Source organism: Parabacteroides sp. APC149_11_2_Y6, from assembly GCF_054506995.1.
Genome location: NZ_CP173709.1, coordinates 4,092,691 through 4,115,251, shown reverse-complemented (window position 1 = coordinate 4,115,251; position 22,561 = coordinate 4,092,691). Strand labels below are relative to the sequence as shown.

Sequence of the window (22,561 nt, the reverse complement as noted above, 5' to 3'; positions counted from 1 at the left end):
CTTTCTTGATTCATTCGATTTTATTTCTAAACAATCATAGTTAAACCCGGCAGCCGGGAAATCCCCCGGCTGCCCTAAAACAAATTCACAATGGCAAATACCTTAAAAGGCTGGCTTACCGACAACACGGTAACCGCAGACCCTAACGACAAAATCCTCGTACTCGAAAGTACAGGCAAAGCAGACCTCGACAAAGTATTGGAAGAAATGCAAGCCGAAGATACCGGACTCAGACCGGAAACACAGGCGCATGTCGTAGCTCTTTTCCAACGCAAATGCGCACAGTTATTGATGAACGGCTACCAACTCAATACGGGTTTGTTTTATGCCGTTCCCCGCTTTACAGGTGTGGTGGAAAGCGGCAAGTGGAACCCCGAGAAAAACGATATCTATGTTTCAATGGTTCAGGGCAAGGTGCTCCGCGAAGAAATCGCCAAGACCTCCGTACATATTCTCGGCGAAAAGAACAACGTAATGTATATCCTCGAAGTGGAAGACCGCAAGAGCGGATACCGGGACGGAAAGATGACCCCGGGGCACAACCTCTTCGTACGCGGTGCCTGCCTGAAAGTGGGAGGAGAGCATGCCGCAGTAGGTGTTTCCCTGACCAACAGCAAAGGCGCTGTAACCAAGTTGGATGAAGATGCCATTGTAGTAAACAAACCCTCGGAACTAACCTTGCTTATCCCTGCCGGGCTTGCCGAAGATACCTACGAACTGGCGGTCTGCACCCAATTGAACTCGGGACGCACTTTGCTGAAAGAGCCGCGCACGGTTACGGTTCCGGTGTATGTGGGCACATCTGCAGGAGATAAGCCGGAGGAACTTTGATATCGTCCCTACTGTTGAGGTAGGTCGAACAGTACTGTTGCGGGTGGTGCAACAACCCTGTTGCGGGGGTCGCAATAGAGCTGTTGCATCATCCGCAACAGCTTTGCTTTTGGAAGGAGCCGGGAAAATTTCTATCTTTGCGCCTCGCGGATAAAAAAGGGGCTATTAAAAAGGACATTGAAGATGCCGGAATATATATCCATCCTTCTCAGGGCTCTCCGTATCGAACTGAGAGCGGTAAGACGTACCCTGTTTCCTGTGAGCGGGGTAGAAGCGGGGCTTTTCCTTTTCTTCTTCCTGCTTTACGGTTGGATGGGCTACCATGTGCTGTATGATACGGATTTGATGGAACCTTCCCTTTGGTATAAAAGCAGTTATCTGGGATATGAAAACCTGTACCATCTCTATGCTGCCGGCGGGGTGTTCGACCTGCTTCATCCCTTCTTCTGTTTCTTCCACTTGTTTAAGAACCTGTTGATAACCCTGTTAATAACCCTGTTGAAAGGTGGGGGGTATGCTGTTATTTCGCTGATTATAACAGACTTGTTAATAACCGGCGGTTTGGTGCTTTTATACCGCTATCTGAAGCAGATCGTGCTGTTGTCCACTCATCGCGCTTTGCTGTTGACTTTGTTTTGCGGCAGCTTTTTTACCACGGTGGTATTGTCTTTCACTCCCGAAACCTATCCGTTTTCATTCTTCCTGTTGCTGTTCTCTTTATTAATGCTGTCCCGTGAGTATAAACTGACGGGGCGTATCAAAGGGCGTACCGCCTTTTTCCTCTCCTTTTTATGCGGGGGCGCGACGGCTACGAATGCGCTTAAACCGGTATTGGCCGTTTGGCTGAACAAGACCTCTTTCTTGCATAAGCTACAAACAACCGCACGGATTTTGCTCTCTTTTGCGGTATGCGTCTTTTTCCTCTGGGGAGTGTATGCGTGCAAGGACTTTCTGTTTAAACCGGAAGTGCCTGTGGAGAAATCCCGGCAGTTCAGCGTATATGAACCGAAAGAAGAGAGTTTCAGTAAACATGCGCTTATCGACTTCTGGGGGAATACCGTAATAACGACTCCTCTTGTCCCTCAGCCGGTAGATAAGGTGGTGGTATACCGTCCTACCGAATATTTGCATGGATGGCTGAATGCCGTGGTGGTCTTTTTGCTGTTGCTGGTGGTGGCATCGGTCTGTTTCAATCTGGGTAACAGGTATGTTTGGCTGTTGCTGATGTTTCTGGGGGTGGATGCCGTTATCCATTTCGTTTTCCGTTTCGGGATGAACGAAGGCGTGCTGTTCGGAGGGCATTGGCTGTTTGCCGTTCCGATATTGATAGGCTGGTTTTACACCAAGTTGCCGGTGCGGATGTACAGGGTACTGGACTGGATAGTCGTTCTCCTGTTCTTCATCACTTTTACCCAGAACTGTGTGGAGTTTATACGGCTGTGGGAGGAAATCGCTTAAAAGAAAGAGAGAAACTGCTGGAACAGCGACGGACGTAGCAGGATAGGGAACAAGAACCCGAATACCGCCCCGTAGAAATGGGCGTTATGGTTCACATTATCGCCTGCCTGCTTTGCCATATACTGGCAGTATGCCAGATAAATCACCCCGAAGATAATACCCGGAATCGGCAATACCGCGAAAAACAATATCTTACCCCAGGGGTTGAAAAAGATGGAGGCGAACAATACCGCCGATACCGCCCCGGAAGCCCCGATAGATACATAATACGGGTCGTTGCGCCGTTTAATCAGGTCGTAAAGCGAAGCGACTATCATCCCGCCGAAGTAGAGGACAAGGTAGGCGGCCTTCCCGAAACCTACATACTGGAACAAAGATTCCATATAGGTTCCGAACGACCAGAAGGTAAACATATTCACCAACAGGTGCGTCATGTCGGCATGTACAAAACCATGCGTAACCAACCGGTACCATTCTTTATTGTGAATGGTGCGGTAGGGGATAAACGCCAGCTTCCGGAAGAGGTTTTCATTCCCGAAGCAGAGGTAAGAAACAACGGCTGTAACACCTATCAGGATATATGTAAGCATACTTTAAAATTCTGAAGTGAAGTGGAATTTAATATCAGGGAAATCCTGTTGCGCCATCATCAATACATAGCCGGAGTCCGCCAGATACACGTCGCGTCCTTCTTTGTCGAGGGCCATATATTGGGATTTGCGTTTCTTGAAATTGTCCAGTGTTGCCTGGTTGTCGCTTTCAATCCAGCAGGCTTTGTAAAGGCTGATAGGTTCCCATTTACATTGTGCGCCGTATTCGTGGAGCAGGCGGTACTGGATAACCTCGAACTGCAATTGTCCTACCGTTCCGATAATCTTGCGTCCGTTGAACTGGTTGGTGAACAACTGGGCAACCCCTTCGTCCATCAACTGCTCGATACCCTTGTTCAATTGCTTTGCCTTCATCGGGTCGGCATTCTCGATGTATTTGAACATTTCCGGTGAGAAGCTGGGCAGTCCTTTGAAATGGAGTTCTTCGCCGGAAGTCAGTGTATCGCCGATTTTGAAGTTACCTGTGTCCGGCAAACCGATGATATCTCCTGCATAGGCTTCGTCCACCACCTCTTTCTTTTGTGCCATGAAAGCGGTAGGGCTGCTGAAACGCATCATCTTGCCGAAACGTACGTGCTTGTAGTTGGCATTGCGCTCGAAACGTCCGGAACATATCTTTACGAAAGCGATGCAACTGCGGTGGTTCGGGTCCATATTGGCATGTATCTTGAAAATAAAGCCGGTGAAGTTGTCTTCTTCCGGGTCTACCATGCGTTCCACTGCCTGTATCGGACGGGGAGACGGAGCGATGTTGATAAAGCAGTCCAGCAACTCTTTCACCCCGAAGTTGTTCAGGGCGGAACCGAAGAATACCGGAGCAATATCTCCTTTTAAGTAAGTAGCTACGTCAAATTCAGGATAAACGCCTTCGATTAGTTCGATGTCTGCGCGGAGCTTTTCGGCCTGGTTCGGGTCGATATAGTTTTCCAGTTCCGGGCTGGTTATGTCTTTGAACTCGATATTCTCGGTAACGTATTGTTTGCTGGGGGTATAGAGGTTCAGCTTTTGTTCGTAAATATTATATACGCCGCGGAAACGCTGTCCCATGTCGATCGGCCAGCTTAAGGGGCGTACATGGATTTTCAGTTCTTCTTCCACCTCGTCCAGCAAATCGAACGGGTCTTTCCCTTCGCGGTCCATCTTGTTGACGAATACGATAACGGGGGTTTTCCGCATGCGGCAGACTTCCATCAGTTTGCGGGTCTGTGCTTCCACACCTTTGGCGGCGTCAATCACGATAATAACACTGTCTACAGCAGTCAATGTCCGGAACGTATCTTCCGCGAAGTCCTGGTGGCCGGGAGTATCGAGGATGTTAATCTTATGGTCCGAATAATCGAAAGCCATAACGGAAGTTGCAACAGAAATACCGCGTTGCTTTTCAATCTCCATCCAGTCGGAGGTCGCTGTCTTTTTAATCTTGTTGGACTTTACGGCACCGGCTACGTGGATGGCACCTCCGAAAAGCAACAGCTTTTCAGTCAGTGTGGTCTTACCGGCATCCGGGTGGCTGACGATAGCAAACGTTCTTCTTCTTTCTATTTCTTCTGAATATTGACTCATCTTGTTCTTAATGTTGTATTTTACAAAGACGCGGCAAAGATACAAAACGAAGGGGCAGGTTCCAAACCTGCCCCTATCTAATTATAACGGATATAAACGGAATCCAAAACTGTGTCTTACAGCAGGTATCAGATACGGTTGATGCGGATAGGCACCCCAGCTTGTATCGCCGCCTACGCCCATTTGTTTCCAGTCGATGTTCCAGGTAACCATGTTTTTCGGCTGTATGTCGGACATGTGGCGCTGGTGCTTCTTCAGGTCTGCTTCACTCAGGTCTTCGGTCGGGAAGAGGTAGGCACTGGTGCTTATATACGGCTGACCTTCGGCTTTCAACCCGCTGCCCGATGTATTGGTGAGAGTCATCCAGCGGACTTCGGTCTTATTGCCGTTTTCTTGCGGACGGTCGTAAGGGAAATACTGTTCCCATATACTGCCTTTATAGCGTCCGACAAAAGCACTTGTCAGGCGGTCGGAATAATTCTCGTGCGGGCCCCGTCCGAACCATTCCATCTGGTCGTATTCCCGGTTCAATGTCAGGCTCACTCCCAGGCGAGGAAGCAATGGCAAGGTATCATTGGCTGGGATGAAAAGACAGTTTACATCTACATATCCTTCTCCTGAAACCAGATATTTCACGATAAAGGAGGAGTGTCCCACCGATTCCGACAACTGGTAGGTCGATGTCAGTTCGTATGTACCGGTACCGGTTTGTTGCTTTTCGATTCGTACCAGTTTGGCATCCCGTCCGGCATGCCGCCACGGGTCGCAACGTTTTGCCAGGTCGCTTCCCAAATCATTGTCTGTAGACGGACGCCAGAAGTTAGGACGTAGGGCTTCCTTTATCATTTCCTTGCCATCGGACTGGTAGGAGCATAAGGCGCCGGTAGAGAGGTCGAAAGATACTTTCATCTTTCCGCTTGTCACTTCCATGCGGCCGGAATGTTCTTCTGCTTTCACCGGAACGGCGGGCTGCGAAGACAGAGCGGGTTTGCCAAACGGTAGTTTTATCTGCTCGCAGGCAAGTTCTTCACCGGCTTTCAGCAATCCTGCATCCGATTTTTGATAGGCGTAGAAGTTCAGATAGTACTCTACTCCGGGCTTTTCATCAATAGCAGGGAAGGATGTTTTGAACAGGCCTTTCTCTTGGGCAGGCAGTTCGACGTTGTCAATCGTTCCGTTTGCCAGTACTTCGCCGTTTCCTTCCAGACGCCAGCCGAATGTGAAATCGGAGAGGTCGGTAAAGAAGAATTTGTTTGTCAGCTCGACTAACCCTTGATGGTAGTCTGCCAAGCGGAAAGTGATATTCTGGTAAACTTTCTTCACTTCCCAGATATGCGGTTTCAAGGTGCGGTCGGCAGCAACCAGTCCGTTCATGCAGAAGTTCTTGCTGCTCGGTGTCCCTTCCGGTGCCATATCGCCGCCGTATGCCCAATAGAAACGGCCGTCGGGAGTTTTCTGTGCAATTCCCTGGTCTACCCAGTCCCAGATAAATCCGCCCTGCAAGCTCGGATATTTCTCTATCACATCCCAGTAGTCCTGCAAATTGCCGACGCTGTTGCCCATGGCATGTGCGTATTCGCAGAGGATAAGCGGCTTGTTCGGCAGATAAAGGGTCCAGTTCAGCAATACATCCAGCTTTTTGTACATCGGACAGAATATATCGGTATAAGGTCCTTTGATTCCGTCTTCCGAATGAACCGGGCGGTGCGACCTGTCGTGGGCATGTATCCATTTATAAGTCGTGGCGAAGTTGCATCCTTCGCCGGTTTCATTTCCCAGCGACCAGACAATGACGCAAGGATGGTTTTTATCCCTTTCAAACATGCGTTCCGTACGGTCTACAAAGGCTTTTTCCCATTCGGGCTGGTTGGCAAGGCACTTGTCGGGGGCGTAGCCCATTCCGTGGCTTTCGATATTGGCTTCATCCACCACATAGATGCCATACTGGTCGCAAAGTTCGTACCAGCGCGGGTCGTTCGGGTAATGAGAGGTGCGTACGCTGTTGATATTGAATTGTTTCATCAATTGTATGTCCTTAATCATCGAAGCTTCATCGACCACATGTCCGGTATGAGGGTCATGCTCGTGCCTGTTCACTCCTTTTATATATATTGGCTTGCCGTTTACCCATAGCTGGGCATGCTTCGTTTCACATTCCCGGAAACCGATTTGGCGGGAAACGACCTCTTCTACTTTTCCGTTCACCCGCAAGGTTAAAAGCAGGCGATACAGATGGGGTTTCTCCGCACTCCAAAGTTTCGGGGCGATGACCTTCTTATGGAATTCGATATCCGGATTCCCTTTCTGTTGCTTTTTCCGTTCCGTATAGATGCTGCGTCCATCCGGTTCCTGGAGGTCGATTTCTATTTCGGCGCCTTTTATCTTCTTCGGGTTTCTGTTTCCTAATTCGAGATACAGGCTGAAATCGGCGTCGGTGTACAAGTTATCCAGATCGGTCACTACCTCGAAATCGCGGATATGTGTCTGCGGACGGGCATACAGATACACGTCACGCTGTATGCCTGCAAAGCGCCAGAAATCCTGGTCTTCCAGATAGTATCCGTCGCTGAATTTAAAGACCTGAACGGCTATCTCATTCTCTCCGCCCCAGTTCAGATAACCGGAAAGGTCGAATTCGGCAGGTGTCTTGGAGTCTTGCGAATAACCGACCTGTTTACCATTCACCCAAACATAGAAGGATGAAGCAACGGAACCAAAATGAAGAATAACCTGACGGTTTTTCCAGTTGGCAGGGACGGTGAACTTCCGTTTATAAGAGCCGACAGGGCTGTTGTCGGCAAGAATCAGTGGCGGGTTCTTTTTAAATCCATACCCGCTGCCTACATAAAAAGGATACCCGAAGCCTTGGAGTTCCCAGTTTCCCGGCACAGTAATATCGGACCAACCGGACAGATCAAAGTCCTGCTTCCAGAAGTCCATAGGTCGTTCGGCAACTTTCGGAACATAATGGAACTTCCAGGTTCCATTCAGGCACATATAATAGGGGGATGCCGACTTCACACCCTCGATGGCAAGTTTTTTCGTCGGATATCCCATAAAGGTGGCGGCGGAAGGCAAGCGGTTGATATGCAGTACATCGAAGTTTTCCCAGTCGTTATCCGAATGGGGATATTTATCACGACGCACTTCTTTCACCGCCTCCTTTTTCACCTGTGGCTTTTCCATTGGAGCCCCGTCATATTGGGCATGGGCGGCAAACAAAGAAACGGACATTCCTATAGCTAACAATACTTGTTTTCTCATATCTGTATGCTTATTTATTCAACAACATTTTTATAGTTACAGCCGACGACCAGCTAAAGTTCGGACAGTTCAGAGTTTCACCCGTAAGCGGATTATAGTTTTCATGGATAGGTCCGTCCGTAAGCAATCCCTGGGCATTGTCGATGTATTTGGCAACAAATCCGTCTGCTTCCTTGTCAAAGCCATAGCTTCGTAGTCCCATAACTCCGAAATAGACCTGGTCTATCCAAACCGGACCGCGCCAGTATCCACGGGTCGGACGAAGTTTCGGGTGGCTGATTTCTAATGTCCCCAATGGAATTTTCGAGTTGAATTTCTGCGGGTCGAGCATCTTATCCAATACTTTCCGTGCCTGCTCCGGAGTGGCTACACCTGCCCAAAGCGGCAACCAGCATTCGGCGCCCATCACTTTGATAAACTCGCCTGTTCCCAGCCGGGTATCGTAAAAGAAGCCGGTTTCTTCGTCGAACATCTTTGTTTGGATATGTACTTTCAGGCTTTCCGCCTCTTGTTTCAATTGGGATGCCAGTTCATTTCTTCCGAGTATTTCCGCCATTTCTGCCAGAAAACCTTTTTCCGCATAAAGGAAGGAGTTGAGACAGATATTTTCCTGGTTCATCGACCAGGCGTTCTCCGGTTCATTCTTCAGCATAACAGCGTCGTCGAAACGAACTCCGTTATCCATGCCGCTTTCCCAGCAGGCTGCTATCAGGCTCCCATCCGTAGAACCATATTCGCAGATGCCATTCTTGTCGTGGTCGCGGTCGGTGTACCACCATTGGTGATATTTGTACAGCTTATCGAACATTTCTGCCACAAAAGCTTTGTCGCCGGTAGCGTCATAAATGCATTTAACAGCCCATGCAGCCAAAGGGGGTTTTGTATCACGCCAGTTGATACGTTCTTTATTGCGGCTCACAAAATCGGGTATCATCCCATTTTCCGCCTGATAATCGAAAAGGCAGCGTACCTCGTTTTTTGCTTCTTCAGGGTTATACAAAGCATTGGCTGCAGCATGTTTCCATGAGTCCCACGACCAAACACCAAAGAAACCGTTATAGGAAGGGTAGGTTCCGTCGTGCAGGATATCACCTGACGGGGTACGCCAGTTGGCGACCAGTGTCATCAGGGCTTTTGCTACCACATGCCTGTATTTGTTCTCTTTCATGAATGGGCTGTCATTTTCGAATAGGGAGGACAGATACGTATTCCACCGTTTTTCATTCTCAGCGAAAACCTGGTCGGCATCCAATCCTTTAAGTTGTTCGAGTTCTTTGTTCAAAGCCGCCTCATCGAACGCAAAGGTCTGGGTAGACACTGTTTCAAAATCGCTGCCGGGGGGGAGCTGTAAGTTCGCTTTTTCGACAACAAGCAGACTGTCTTTTCCAATCAACCGTACGTCTTCGGCTGTATTAAACGAGACAAAGGTTAGTGTCTGTTCCCGGTTATTCAGAATCTTCACTCCTTTTCCGGTTGCCGACAAAGTAGCACTATTTTCGTAAACTCCGCCGAGCCATTGTAAAGATATGGTTACTTCTTTTGAACCTGTATTCTTTACTTTGGAACGGATTACTGCTGTACGGGCAGACGAGAAGCATAACTCAGTCACGAAGCTTAACTGTTCGTTTCTGAATTCCTGTACCAGTTTGCCCGGATAATATTTTGAAGTCTGTATATTACGGGCAAGGTCATACTTTTTGCCGTCGACCCGGATAACCGGCTCTGCAAGCGAACGGGCAATCCATCCCCTGCCGGTCATCATATAAGGACCTACAAAACTGCCCGCCAGCCGGGTAGCCTCATTTTCCGGTAATGCATATCCGGTCCATGAACCCAGGTCTGCAAATACGAAGAGGTCCCGGTCTTTTTCCGTTTGCGGTACATTCTTGATATTTATCAGGTTGTAAAAGTCGTTGCGGTCATTTTTTATTTCTTCCGGCGAAACGTCGCTCTTCACTCCTGTGCAACAGGAAGACAATAAAAGGGCGGAACAAACCGAAAGATGGTTTATTATCTTATTCATGATTAAAAATGTTTATAAAGTGAAAGCTCCTGTAAAGGATTATTCGATTTATACACACAGGCTCTGTGTAACATTACATGAAATCTGTATGTAATGTTACATCGAGCCTGTATGCAACAGGATGCTTTTATTTGGAGAAATTCGGATTTTGTTCCCAGTCAGGATTTAACAGGAATTCATCGTGCGGGATAGGCAACAGTTTGTGTTTGCTGTCTACATAATTATCCACGAAAGGTTTCTTGTGTGCTCTCAGTGATTGTTCCACAATGCCCCAGCGCACCAGGTCATACCATCGTGAGCCTTCAAGGGCGAGTTCGCAGGGGCGTTCCACATCCTGCAAATGTTTAAGTACGGCATCCTTGCTCATGTCTTTCGGGAGAGCCGTAACATTTACACGTTCACGTACCTGATTGATATAGTCGATAGCCTGTGGAGTAGCCCCTCTGTGATTAAGACATTCAGCATATAGTAAAAGGACATCTGCATAGCGGATTATAGGAATATTAAAAGCACTATAGTCCCAGTACTGGCTCAAAGATTCGTCCCAGGTCATAAACTTATGCCAGTAAATAGCATCTTTCGAATGGTAGTCGCTGAAATGCTTGCCTTCTTCCATGTAGAATGCTTTTGTTTCCGGATCATCAAAGAGGATTGTGGCATACAGACGGTCGCTGTATTTACCGTCAACCGTTTTATCCTGCTTCATGACATCGAATAACCAGAAAGAGGGGTATGCCTCTTCGTATCCTTCGGCATCACTGGAGGCCAGGTGGAGGGCGATGCGGTTAAACTCGCGACGACCACCGTCCATATTTCCGGAGTACTGCACTTCAAACACGGCTTCCTTGCTGTTTTTATGTAATCCGTCCCACAAATCAGCATAGTTGTCGATCAAATCATATTTCTCGCTGTCGATGATCTTTTTCAATTCTTTTTCCGCTTTATCCTGCTGATTGCGGAACATATAGAATTTAGCAAGTATGCCTGCCGCCATATATTTGGTGGCGCGTCCTGCCTCTTCCGGTTTCCATTCGTCAGGTTCGGGCAAGTAGCTTTGTACTTCGGACAATTCCTTTTCGATAAAGCTGGTGATGACTCCGGGTTGCGATTGCTGAGGATAGAATTCTTCGTCCGTACCTTTCAGCTCATGTTCGTACAGAGGCAATCGTTCACCGAAATTCAGATACAACCGGTAATAATAGTAAGCACGCAGGAAACGGGCTTCCGCCAACGAACGGTTCTTTACTTCTTCTGTTATTCCCTCTACGTTAGGGATATTGTCAATACATTGATTGGAGTAATTGATGCCTTTGAACAGGTCGCTCCATTCGCTGTAGCCCAAAGCATCGTTTGGCGTGTTGTTATACATTGCCAGGTTCATCCATGAGGTTACATCAGCACGGAAGTCCAGTTCATCACTTCGGTAGTTGTCGATTACAATATACCGTTCAAAAGGCATTCCCCATCCCATATTCGGCTGCAAATAGGCATAGGCGGATGTAAGTCCTTTGAGTATGTCTCCTTCTGATTTCCAGAATGTGGAAGGAGTCAGGTAGTTGGGATTTGTCTTTTCATCGAGGAAGGAACCGGTGCAAGCTGTTAACCCAAGATTAAGCGCCAGACCTGCGATAAATATATTCTTCAGTTTCATGATATTCTTCTTTAATGATTAAAAACCAAATTTCAAACCGATCATATAAGAACGGCTTAAAGGATATAATGCGTCGTCGATACCCATATAAGTAGTTCCGCTATCACTATTGGATGTTGCTCCGGTTGCGGGATCGTATCCTTTATAACCGGTAATCGTAAACAAGCGGTTTGCTGCAAGGTAAACACGTAAGTTTTCGATACGTAGAGACTTGCATACTTTAGATGGCATGTTATAACCTACCTGCAAATTATTCAGGCGCAGGAAATCTCCATTTTCAACAAAACGGTCTGAAGTTTGGATATTACCGTTAGGATCGCCTACTACCGCACGTGGAATATCCGTATCCGTGTTTTCCGGTGTCCATGCATTTAAGGCATCCTTACCGTAGTTGAATACCTTATCCATACGTTGTAACTGGCGTTTCATATAATTATAACGCTTCACTCCGAAATTACCATAGAAGTTTGCCACCAGGTCGAAAGCTCCGTAACGCAGGTTCACATTGAATCCGACAATGGCTTTAGGATTACCGCTACCTACTTTTACTTTGTCGTTTGAGTCCAGTTTCCCATCTCCATTTTGATCGATAAAGCGAATATCACCGGGGGCTGCAGCCGGTTGCAAAGGTATCCAGTTGCCGGAAGCATCTTTCGAACCGTGCTGGGCGTTCCAATCATCTACTTCTTTCTGGTTTTGGAAAATACCGTCGGTTTTCAGCACCCAGAATTCTCCGATTTCACCGCCTACATAGGTTCGTGCCGGACCGTATTCGTCCAGATAACCGGGATCGGACATTTCTTTGAGGACACTCTTGTAATGCGAAACGTTCAGATCGAGGTCGTATTTAAATTTACGTCCTACGCTTCCATGATAAATTGCCTGCATTTCGAAACCTGTTGTACGCAAACGTCCTTCATTTACGATAAGGCTTCCGAAACCTGTACAGGCACTGATATTTTTAGACGACAGCATATCCTTGGTATTCTTGATATAAGCTTCGGCCGAAAATTCGAGTTTGTTGTTCCAGAAGCCCAGGTCAATACCGATATTTTTGTATAATGTGGTTTCCCATTTGATATGTGTGGAAGGCAGACCGATAACAGCATATCCCATACTGATCAGATTGCCTCCGAACGGATAGTTCAGGTTATTTGTATTGGATGTCAGACGAGGAATATATTTATAATTACCAATCGATTGGTTACCTAAAGCACCGTAGCTCAAACGTAGCTTAAAGGTCGAAACTGTCTCTTTCATCTTTGTCCAAAAACTTTCATTTGCAATGTTCCAGCCTAAGGAAGCGGAAGGAAAGAACCCCCATTTATTACCTTCACCGAAACGGGAAGAACCATCGTAACGGGCTGATACCATTGCCATATAACGATAGTCGTAGTTATAACTGACACGGCCGAAAGCAGAGCGCAGTGCGTAACGGTTGTATCCTCCTCCTACAGCAAAATTGGTTTGCCCGTGTTCCAGGTATTGCATGTCGTTGTTCTCGAACTGGGAAGCTGAACCGGATTGGTCATCATATCTGTTCTCTTCCTGGGAGATACCCAGTAGTGCCTGCAGGCTGTGCTTTTCTGCAAATGTTTTATTATAATTGGCTGTTAGCTCCAGCAAGTCTTCTGTCCGCTTGCTTCTTTCTTCGTATAAAGAAGCTATTTTGTTTACTTTGCTGGCTCCTACATAATAGGTGGGTGTGAATGTCTTATAATGATAGAAATTCATATTACGTCCCGCCTGAAATTTAATGATGAGGTCTTCTATCGGTTCATACTGGATATAGGCGGATGCCGATATATAATCATTGGCATTAGTCGTTTTGATCAGGTTATTGAATGCGACCGGATTTGCCGCATCCGACATTCCCATACCGGGTATTGCACCGCCATAACCGCCGTCATTATTCGGATCGTAAACTGATACCAGAGGTTCGATATTTGTTGTCTGATACATACCGGGGAAACCTGTATCAGCTTCCGGAGTCGTAGTCTTGCGTCCGTAACTGATGGATTCTCCCATTTTGAACTTGCCACGCTTGATATCGGAATTCAAACGGAAACCGAATTTTTCCGAGTCTGTGCCGACGATAATACCTTCTGTAGAAGAATAGAAACCGGATAAGGCCACATTCATTATTTCATTTCCTGCGATATATCCCAAGTTATATTTCTGAGTCAGACCACGACGGTAATATTCTCTCTGCCAGTCTGTATCTGCAAACTGACCGGGGTTTTCTTCGTATGCTGCAATGTATTTGGGCCAGCGGCTTTGGGGTAAGCCGGCATTGGTCAATGCCATTTTGCGTACTTTTATGAATTCTTCCGAATTACAGACTTCCATCCGTTTGGGCAGGTCGTCCATACCAAAATAGGCGGAAACTGTGATTTTAGGCTCTTGCTTTCCTCCACGATGTGTTTCGATCAGAATAACACCGGCAGCGGCACGTGCCCCATAGATAGCGGCTGTTGCTGCATCTTTCAGTACCGTCATGGATTTGATGTCTTCCGGATTTAGATATGCCATGTCGCCCGGTACTCCGTCAATTACGACCAGCGGTTCATTACTGGAACCCCAGGATGTCATACCGCGTACGGTTATTGTAGGGTCACTACCCGGAGCGCCTGTTCCGAAATTAACAGACAGACCCGGTGCCATTCCTTGTAGGGCTTCGGCGGCACCTGCTGTGGGTAAATTTGCCAGCTTTTCACCGGCAACAGTGGTTACAGAGCCGGATACATCCGATTTTTTCTGTGTTCCGTAACCAATAACGACTACCTCTTCCAGTTTTTTAGTGTCTTCCGACAGTACTACGTTTATTGTATTCTTTTTTCCTGGAGCGATTCTCTGTTGTATATAGCCGATATAAGAAACGATCAGGTCGCTGTTATTTGATATTTCCAAGGAAAAATGGCCGTCTACATCAGATATTGTACCGTTACTTGTTCCTTGTTCAACTATATTAGCTCCGATAATAGGCTCTCCTTTATCATCTTTGACTGTTCCTGTTATCTTACGCACTTGTTGAGCTTTCATCAAAGCGACATTACGGTTTGTCCCTTTATATAAAACTATATGTTTGTCGTCAATATCATATTTAATATTCTCACCGGAAAATAACTGACCCAGTACATCTGTAATACTTTCATTATTTACATTGATTGATACTTTACGATGTACATCAATTTGTTCCATATTATAAGTGAAATAATACAGACTTTTCTGTTCAATAACGGAAAGGACTTCCTGAACTGTGGCATTTTCCATATCCAGAGAAAAACGGGCAGACTGTGAATATGTACTTTCTGCGAACATTGGTAGAGTTCCAAAGAAAATAAATAAAAGCAGACATCTCATAATAGATAAACTTTTTCTTTGCCACGATGAAAATCTCTCACATCGAAGCATACTTTTCATAATATAATCCATACATTTGTAGATGATTAGTTAGTAATAAATTTAGGTTCTTAGAAAATTTATTTGATTAATCGTTTGGGAGCTGGAAGTGTTGGAGCATTTCCGGCTCTTTATTTTATATATCTGTTTTATTCCATAGGCGATCCGTTTTTATAAATTATTACCTGGTCGCCATCCTGATTGAAATCCAACTGACGGGTACCTCTTAATAAAGCGAGAATCTGGGATAAGGTCGCATTCTTTTCCACACGTAAAGAGAATTTTCTTTCGGCAAGCCTCTCTCCCTCGATTCTTATATGAACATTGAAACGACGTTCCAAGTCTTTTGCTATCTCAGAAAGGGAGTTATCGACATAAGCAATTTCGCCGGCTTTCCAGACATAAAAAGCATTGCCGTTCACACGGTGCAACTTCAATCCTGTCAGTTTTGAATAGGAAGCCTGTTCGTTCGGGTTCAACATCGCCGATTCCTGCTTATCAGTTGTACAGACTTCTACTTTTCCGGATTTCAACGTGACGTATGTATCTTCATCCCGATAGGCTTTTACATTGAAGGTTGTACCCAGCACTTTTATCGTCATATCCGGGACCTGCACAATGAACGGGCATTTTTCATCGTGTGTTACTTCAAAAAAAGCTTCTCCTTCCAATTCCACATGACGTTGCTTGTTTGAGAAAACGGCAGGATAATGCAACCGGCTGTTTGAATTCAGGCATACTTTCGTTCCATCCGATAAAACAAGGTTAACACGCTGTCCTTTGGGCACTTCAACAATATTTACCGCATCCGGAACTACCTGGCGCTCATAAAAAATATCGATAGTGATTAATAAAGCGATCAAACCGACTGCTGCATATTTCAAATAGTACGGGCTGAACAGCTTATATTTTCGGGATTGTGGCTTCAATAAACGGGACAGGCGTTGATAGGCTGTTTCTGCCCGGTTGGAACGGGCAATGGCTGCTTCGCGTTTTATGGTCCAAAGTCGTTCTATTTCAAAAAAGGTATCGGCATTCTCTTTTTCTGCCAATATCCAGTTTTCAACTGCTTCCGCTTCGGCTGAAGTGGACTGGGCATTTAAATATTTTATGATTTCTTCTTCGTTCATCTTGCTCTATAAGTATCGCTTGTATATAAACGAAGATTAAGCAAGGGAAAACTACGGGGGATTTTTTCTGTTTTTTTTACTTATATGTTGAAAAACATAAGATGAGTATGAAAAGGTGGTGTAAGTCTTTTCGAAGAAATACAATCGCCTGACGAATATGCCATTCTACCGTACGGGTGGAAAGGCCCATTGCTTCGGCGATAGCTTTATGGCTCATATCCTCGAAATAACATAAACGGAATATTTTTGCACACTTTGGGGATAACTTTTCAATAGAGTCATTAATTATATCCTGCAAATCGTTACTTATAATAGATTTTATTACATCATTTTCATCGGAATGTTCTTCAATCCAAAGCATACGGAGTTCTCCGATACGGACTTTTCTCTCATATTCCTCTATAACCATTTGATGTTTTAAATGATCCAGACAGCTATTTTGCGTACATTTATATAGAAAGGACTTTATGTCGTTAACCTCTATGGTTTCTTTTTTCTCCCAGTAAAATAAAAAAACATTTTGGACCAGATCTTCTGCGGTATGTTCATCTACAAACCTGGAAGCCAAAGCTACCAGGCGCGGATATAAAACCAGGAAAAACCGACGGAATGCCGGAAGGTCTCCTTGCCTGACTTTTTCTATGTCAAACGTTAGTTTTTTCAATGCAGAATATTCTGTTTCATGTGAGTAATTGCTTTAAACAAATACGGAGGCTTTCTTCCCAATGCGGGATAGTAATACCGTATGTTTCTTTTATTTTACCCTTATTCAATACGCTATAAGGCGGACGTACAGCCCGTGTAGGATAATCTTTTGTTTCAATCGGGCGGACATTGCATTCTATGCCTGCTATTTGTAATACTTTTACTGTGAAATCGTACCAACTACATACCCCCTCGTTTGAATAATGATAGATTCCCGGAACAAAAGTCCCTTTTTCATCAGCCGTAACAATTGTCAGGATGGCTTCGGCAAGATCGCCTGCATATGTCGGGGTACCTGCCTGGTCGAAAACAAAACCGAGTTGATCCCGCTCTTTCCCCAGACGAAGGACTGTCTTAACAAAGTTATTTCCAAATTCGGAATACAGCCAGGCGGTACGGATAATTACCGCATCTGGGCAAACTTTTACCAAGGCTTCTTCACCGGCCAGTTTGGTACGGCCATAGGCTGACACCGGACGCGTGTCGTCGGTTTCCTTATATGGACGGTAATTTGTACCGCTGAACACATAATCCGTAGAGACATGGATGATTTTCGCATTGGCTTCTCGGGCTGCTTCACCCAATACGTGCACGGCATCGCAATTCAAACGACGGCACAAGTCCTCATTGTCTTCGGCTTTATCTACAGCGGTGTAGGCTGCACAGTTCAGTATATAGTTTACCTGATTATCTTTAACCATAGCTTTCACTGCGGCAGCATCTGTTATATCTAATGTGTCGACATCCGTAAAAAGGAAATTGTATTGCGGATGTTGGTTTGTTTTCAGGCGAATCGAATTACCCAACTGTCCGTTGGCACCTGTGACTAAGATTGTTTTCATGTCTTTAATCGTCTAAGTTCAGTTCTCCATTCATATCGGCACGATATTTTTCAGCCAGTAGGGCCAGGAAGGAACTGATTTGTTTGATGGCCTCCATTGTTTCGGAGCTTATTTCTTTTCCTTGCATTCTTAGCATAAGGAAACCGTAAATGGCATTGAAGCAAGTTTCCAGTTCAGGCAGGTCTTCACCTCCCGATTTTGCCCGGAGCTGTACGATATAAGGCAACATTTTGTAATAGGCTGCCCCGTATACCATCTCCTTGGGGGAGCGGAGTAAACGCAGGTGCAGGTCTGTCAGCGATATGATAACGTTTTTGTTTAATTGGATATGCCCTTTTTCCTTTACACCTTCGGATATCATCATTTCGATAAGCTCTTCATACCAGCGGGAAATTTCTTCTTTCACTTCTTCCGGTTGGTCGTAGCGGGAAATAACCGTAGTGCGGATGGTTTCGATATCAAAATGATTGGCACGTATCAGATCTTCTACCTGCCACATGTATAACAGATACTCGGCTATATTTTCTTTTCTCTTTTGTTTTGCTATGATCATGCTTACAAAGATATACTATATTCGGATAATGCCTGATAAAAATCGGAATCTTTTATACCTAATAGCCTGCATACCAGTCGTGCGGCATTCAGGTTAGTCAGGAAATAAGGATCCGGGATGTTGACGGGGAAATTTCCGTAACGTGTTTTCAGATATGTTTTCCCATCCAGCTCTATGGTTTCATGTTCCCCATAGGCGATAGCTGTTATATCTTCACGGACTTTTCCGGCAAGTTGCTCTACCACCGGGTCTCCCGAGAAATAGATAAGCTTGCCTTCACGTTCGATGGAAGCAACAAAATTGTGATACGTATTGTAATATGCTTCCGGAGTAACATGGTCGCTTTTCGGAGTCCATTCCAGATTGGTCAATATGGCAATATGCGGACGATAAAATTCCAGTTGGAAGCGTTTTTCCAAAGGTGACGTTATATGTTCGTCGCCTTCTATGATAGCGATCCTTGCCTCATAACTCAGATTTACGCGGTTTTGTAGCAGGGGAATTTTGCTGGTCAGGGCAAAGTCGAATGCAAGTTTTTGCCTTTTTAGCGTGTAGGCAATCATCGAAATAATCGATTTCTTCCCTTTGCTACCGGCTATAACGACCCTTGTCTTGGCCTTTGTCCGCTGAAATATAAATTCAGGAATAGACAGTACAAGCAAACCTAATTCTTTTGCCCGCACCAATTCGATATTATCCTGTTTAACAGTTGCTCCTAATACAACAAACTGAATATCTTTAGTCAATCTCTCCGGGTACCATCCGTCGCCATAGCATGTACAGCCTTCTTTTTTAAGTAGAGAAACAGCATCTTCCGTTAATCCTTTTCCTGAGGCACTAACTTCATAGCCTTTATGTTTAAGCGCTACGGCTAAATCATTTAGAAGCGGTTCGGTTATGGAGATTAAATGAACTTTTCGCATTGCTTGAAATTTGAATGCAAAAGTACGTAAATTTCATGAAGCATCGGCCCGGTTCTTTTATTTTTTCTTTCGGAAACAAAAATGATAGTTATGATTTTCCTGATTCATAGTTATGAATTGAAAAAATCATAGTTATGAATTTATTTTGCCTTATATATCTATTTTTGTAAATAAAAAAGAGAATATGAAGATAGAACTTATCGATACCGGATATTTTTATGCAGATGGAGGTGCCATGTTCGGTGCCATTCCTAAGACGGCATGGAGCCGTCGCTATCCCAGTGATGAGAAGAACGGCTGTGTGTTGGCTATGCGCAGTGTTTTGGTTACCACAGACGACGGGCGTATTATTCTTATCGATACAGGTGCCGGTGACAAGCATCTTCGTTTATTAGCGTATTACCGGTTTTTTGGTTTGGTGGATTTGACAGATGAATTATTGAAACGGGGAGTACACCCGGAGCAGGTAACCGATGTGGTTCTTACCCACCTGCATTTTGACCATTGCGGATATGTCACAAGAAAAAATATGCAATCCGAAGGTAAAGAGGCGTTTATTTTGTCATTTCCTAATGCGACCCATTGGGTAAGCCGGAAACAATGGGATAATTTTCTTCATCCGAATGCGCTGGAAAAAGACTCTTATTTCCCGGAAAATATGCAGGCGGTTGCAAATAATGGGAAACTCCGGTTGATAGAGGAGGATACGGAATTATGCAAGGGTATTAATTTACGCCTGTTCGACGGACATACCTCCGGACAAATAGCCCCTTATCTGGAAACACCGGAACAGACGTATGTATTTGCCGGTGATGTTATCCCATTGGAAGCCAGTGTTTCTCCCGAATGGATTTCAGCTTATGATACGTATCCGGTCATTTCTTACAGCGAAAAAATCCGTATGCTGGAAGAGGCTGCGGGAAATGGGCAAGCGTTGATTTATTGTCATGATGCCTATTCTTCCTGTAGTACGGTCAAGAAAGTAAATGACTATTATAAGAAATCAAGGAGAATCGATTTGTCCGGGAACGTAAATCTGTAGTATCTATCTGTCTGATTCTATTCAGTATAGTGATAGTGAATGAATTTATTCTTATCTTTGAAGCCATTCTGCTTCCGGATTGGAAGGGAATGGGAAACAATCGTTGCAATTTGTCACAATATAAATTATTAATACCGTAAACAATAAAATTAAACGCATGAACAAACTAACAAAGTACACCTTGTTACTGGTGGCCGGTGCAAGCCTGGTAGCATGTGCCGAAAGGAAAAAAGCGGAAGCGAACTTTAATGTCATTCCTTTGCCTCAGGAGATTACAACACAAAACGAAGCACCTTATTTATTGACTCCGGCAACAGTGATTGTATATGAAGAAGGAAACAGTAAGATGGAACGGACTGCCGGTTTTTTGGCTTCCTACATCAAATCGTCAGTCGGATATAATATCCGGACCTCATCCAAAGAAGAAGACAAACCTTGTATTAAGTTGACGATCGATAAAACAATCAGCCATCCGGAAGGGTATCGTCTGTCCGTTAGCGATAAAGGAGTAGAGATAGCCGGGGCTTCGGAAGCCGGAATATTCTATGGAGTACAAACTCTGCGCAAGGCTATCCCTGCCACCGCCCAGGCTATGGATGTGGAATTGCCTGCCGTACAGGTTAACGATTATCCTCGTTTTGGTTACCGGGGTATGATGGTGGACGTAAGCCGTCACTTCCTGACTGTGGACGAAATGAAATCGTATATAGATATTCTTGCCCTGCACAATCTGAATGTGCTTCACTGGCATTTGACCGACGACCAAGGTTGGCGTATTGAAATCAAAAAGTATCCGAAACTGACGGAAATCGGTTCCAAACGTAAGGAAACGGTTATCGGTAGAAACTCCGGTGAATATGATGGAAAAGAATACGGTGGTTTTTATACCCAGGATGAAATACGTGAAGTAATAGATTATGCGGAAAAAAGATTTATCACTATTATTCCTGAAATAGACCTGCCCGGTCACCAGCAAGCTGCACTGGCTTCGTATCCGGAACTGGGTTGTACCGGCGGACCGTATGAAGTATGGACGCAGTGGGGTGTTTCTGAAGACGTGATCTGTGCCGGAAATGAGAAAGCGATGCAATTCCTTGAAGATGTATTAGCTGAAGTAATAGATATTTTCCCTTCCGAGTATATCCATATAGGAGGTGATGAATGCCCTAAAGTACGTTGGGAAAAATGTCCTAAATGTCAGGCGCGTATTAAGGCGGAAGGTATAAAAGGGGATTCCAAACATAGCGCGGAAGAATATCTGCAGAGTTATGTGATTTCCCGTATGGAGAAATTTGTGGAAAGCAAAGGACGCCATATCATCGGATGGGATGAAATTCTGGAAGGTGGTCTTGCCCCCAATGCTACAGTAATGAGTTGGAGAGGCGTAGAAGGTGGCATTGAAGCAGCCAAGCAGGGACATGATGCGATTATGACTCCGAGTTCATATCTCTATTTTGATTATTACCAGTCTACCGATACGGAAAATGAACCGTTGGCTATCGGCGGATATAATCCGTTGGAAAAGGTATATGGTTATGAGCCGGTTCCTGCAGAATTAGCAGATAACGAGAAAAAGCATATTATCGGTGTACAGGCAAACCTGTGGGCTGAATATTTGCCGACCTTCTCACAACGCCAATATATGACAATGCCACGTATTGCTGCTTTGGCGGAAATCCAGTGGACGGAACCAGCCAAGAAGGACTACCGGAATTTCCTGGACCGTTTGGTTCGGTTGACTTCCCTGTATGACCGTTTAGGATATAATTATGGCAAGCAGATTTTTGATATAAGTGCTACATTCACCCCGGATACTGAAAACGGGCAGATTATAGTCGCTCTTTCCACGTTGGGAGGCGGTGATATTCATTATACATTGGATGGCAGCGAACCGACTGCTGCAAGCAGCAAATATGAGGCTCCTTTGAATATCAAAGAAAATTCCGACGTGAAAGCGGTTGTGATCCGTCCTGATGGAAACAATAGCCGTGTATTTTCCGAGAAGATTACGTATGGTAAAGCAACAGCTAAACCGATCAAACTGAAAGAAGAACCCAGCAAAGGATATGCCTTCAATGGGGCTGCAGTACTTGTGGATGGTTTGAGTGGGAACGATAATTATAAAACAGGACGCTGGTTAGGTTTTCAGGGAAAGGACCTGGATGCAACAATCGATTTGAAAGAACCTATGGAAATAAGTAAGGTATCTTTCAATACAAATGTAGTGAAAGGCGACTGGATTATGGGAGCTTCGGGTGTTACCGTTCTTGTTTCGGAAGACGGGGCTACTTTTAAAGAAGTGGCAAATAAAAGCATTGCTTCTCTGAAAGCCGATGATAAGGACGGCCTGTATCCTCAGGAAATAACTTTTGCACCGGTAAAAGCGCGTTATGTGGAAGTGATTATCAAAAGCGATAAACTTCCTGCATGGCATGGTGGCGCAGGAAATCCTGCTTTCTTGTTCGTTGATGAAATCAATATTGATTAGAATCATATAGTATTGGCAGGAGTGTCCTGCTAAAACGTAGGAAAGTCTGTCTAACAAACGCGTTAAACAGACTTT

At 45.2% G+C, this 22,561-nt stretch carries 15 protein-coding genes; 4 read left to right on the top strand and 11 right to left on the bottom strand.

Annotated elements, in window-relative coordinates:
• The first annotated feature begins 90 nt into the window (after positions 1–90).
• Positions 91–831, top strand: coding sequence for a DNA-binding domain-containing protein (locus ACGE0T_RS17190; protein WP_459187804.1), 741 nt, complete (start codon positions 91–93; stop codon positions 829–831).
• Positions 832–1,014: 183 nt separating this feature from the next.
• Positions 1,015–2,289 (top strand): DUF6080 domain-containing protein, encoded by a 1,275-nt coding sequence (locus ACGE0T_RS17185; protein ID WP_459187803.1) that lies wholly within the window; start codon positions 1,015–1,017, stop codon positions 2,287–2,289.
• On the opposite strand, the gene ACGE0T_RS17180 is transcribed toward ACGE0T_RS17185, so the two are convergent.
• From ACGE0T_RS17180 to ACGE0T_RS17130, 11 genes are all read right to left on the bottom strand, one after another.
• Complete coding sequence (locus tag ACGE0T_RS17180; RefSeq protein ID WP_459187802.1) at positions 2,286–2,879, bottom strand: rhomboid family intramembrane serine protease; 594 nt, start codon at positions 2,877–2,879, stop codon at positions 2,286–2,288. The two genes, ACGE0T_RS17185 and ACGE0T_RS17180, sit on opposite strands and share 4 nt — an antisense overlap.
• Before the next feature lie 3 nt (positions 2,880–2,882).
• Complete coding sequence (locus tag ACGE0T_RS17175; protein WP_459187801.1) at positions 2,883–4,463, bottom strand: peptide chain release factor 3; 1,581 nt, start codon at positions 4,461–4,463, stop codon at positions 2,883–2,885.
• A gap of 81 nt (positions 4,464–4,544) precedes the next feature.
• Complete coding sequence (gene lacZ / locus ACGE0T_RS17170; RefSeq protein ID WP_459187800.1) at positions 4,545–7,727, bottom strand: beta-galactosidase, LacZ type; 3,183 nt, start codon at positions 7,725–7,727, stop codon at positions 4,545–4,547.
• 10 nt (positions 7,728–7,737) lie between these two features.
• Positions 7,738–9,750, bottom strand: a complete 2,013-nt coding sequence (locus ACGE0T_RS17165; RefSeq protein WP_459187799.1) for an MGH1-like glycoside hydrolase domain-containing protein — start codon at positions 9,748–9,750, stop codon at positions 7,738–7,740.
• A 127-nt stretch (positions 9,751–9,877) separates the two neighbouring features.
• Positions 9,878–11,401 carry a RagB/SusD family nutrient uptake outer membrane protein gene (locus ACGE0T_RS17160; RefSeq protein ID WP_459187798.1) on the bottom strand — a complete coding sequence of 508 codons (1,524 nt, stop codon included), beginning with the start codon at positions 11,399–11,401 and terminating at the stop codon, positions 9,878–9,880.
• An 18-nt stretch (positions 11,402–11,419) separates the two neighbouring features.
• Entirely contained in the window at positions 11,420–14,836 is a 3,417-nt protein-coding gene (locus ACGE0T_RS17155) for a TonB-dependent receptor (protein WP_459187797.1), read from the bottom strand.
• A 116-nt stretch (positions 14,837–14,952) separates the two neighbouring features.
• Entirely contained in the window at positions 14,953–15,933 is a 981-nt protein-coding gene (locus ACGE0T_RS17150) for a FecR family protein (RefSeq protein WP_459187796.1), read from the bottom strand.
• Positions 15,934–16,009: 76 nt separating this feature from the next.
• A complete protein-coding gene (locus tag ACGE0T_RS17145; protein ID WP_459187795.1) occupies positions 16,010–16,597 on the bottom strand; it encodes an RNA polymerase sigma-70 factor in 588 nt (195 codons plus the stop codon).
• Positions 16,598–16,613: 16 nt separating this feature from the next.
• Complete coding sequence (gene rfbD, locus ACGE0T_RS17140; protein WP_459187794.1) at positions 16,614–17,480, bottom strand: dTDP-4-dehydrorhamnose reductase; 867 nt, start codon at positions 17,478–17,480, stop codon at positions 16,614–16,616.
• Positions 17,481–17,484: 4 nt separating this feature from the next.
• A complete protein-coding gene (locus ACGE0T_RS17135) occupies positions 17,485–18,033 on the bottom strand; it encodes a DUF4924 family protein (RefSeq protein WP_459187793.1) in 549 nt (182 codons plus the stop codon).
• Positions 18,034–18,035: 2 nt separating this feature from the next.
• Positions 18,036–18,956, bottom strand: coding sequence for a Mur ligase family protein (locus tag ACGE0T_RS17130; RefSeq protein ID WP_459187792.1), 921 nt, complete (start codon positions 18,954–18,956; stop codon positions 18,036–18,038).
• Positions 18,957–19,140: 184 nt separating this feature from the next.
• Here ACGE0T_RS17130 and ACGE0T_RS17125 point away from each other — a divergent pair, with 184 nt between their 5' ends.
• Both ACGE0T_RS17125 and ACGE0T_RS17120 read left to right on the top strand, forming a co-directional pair.
• Positions 19,141–19,998, top strand: a complete 858-nt coding sequence (locus ACGE0T_RS17125) for an MBL fold metallo-hydrolase (RefSeq protein ID WP_459187791.1) — start codon at positions 19,141–19,143, stop codon at positions 19,996–19,998.
• A gap of 157 nt (positions 19,999–20,155) precedes the next feature.
• On the top strand, positions 20,156–22,486 hold the full coding sequence (locus ACGE0T_RS17120) for a glycoside hydrolase family 20 protein (RefSeq protein WP_459187790.1): 2,331 nt from the start codon (positions 20,156–20,158) through the stop codon (positions 22,484–22,486).
• Positions 22,487–22,561 lie beyond the last annotated feature (75 nt).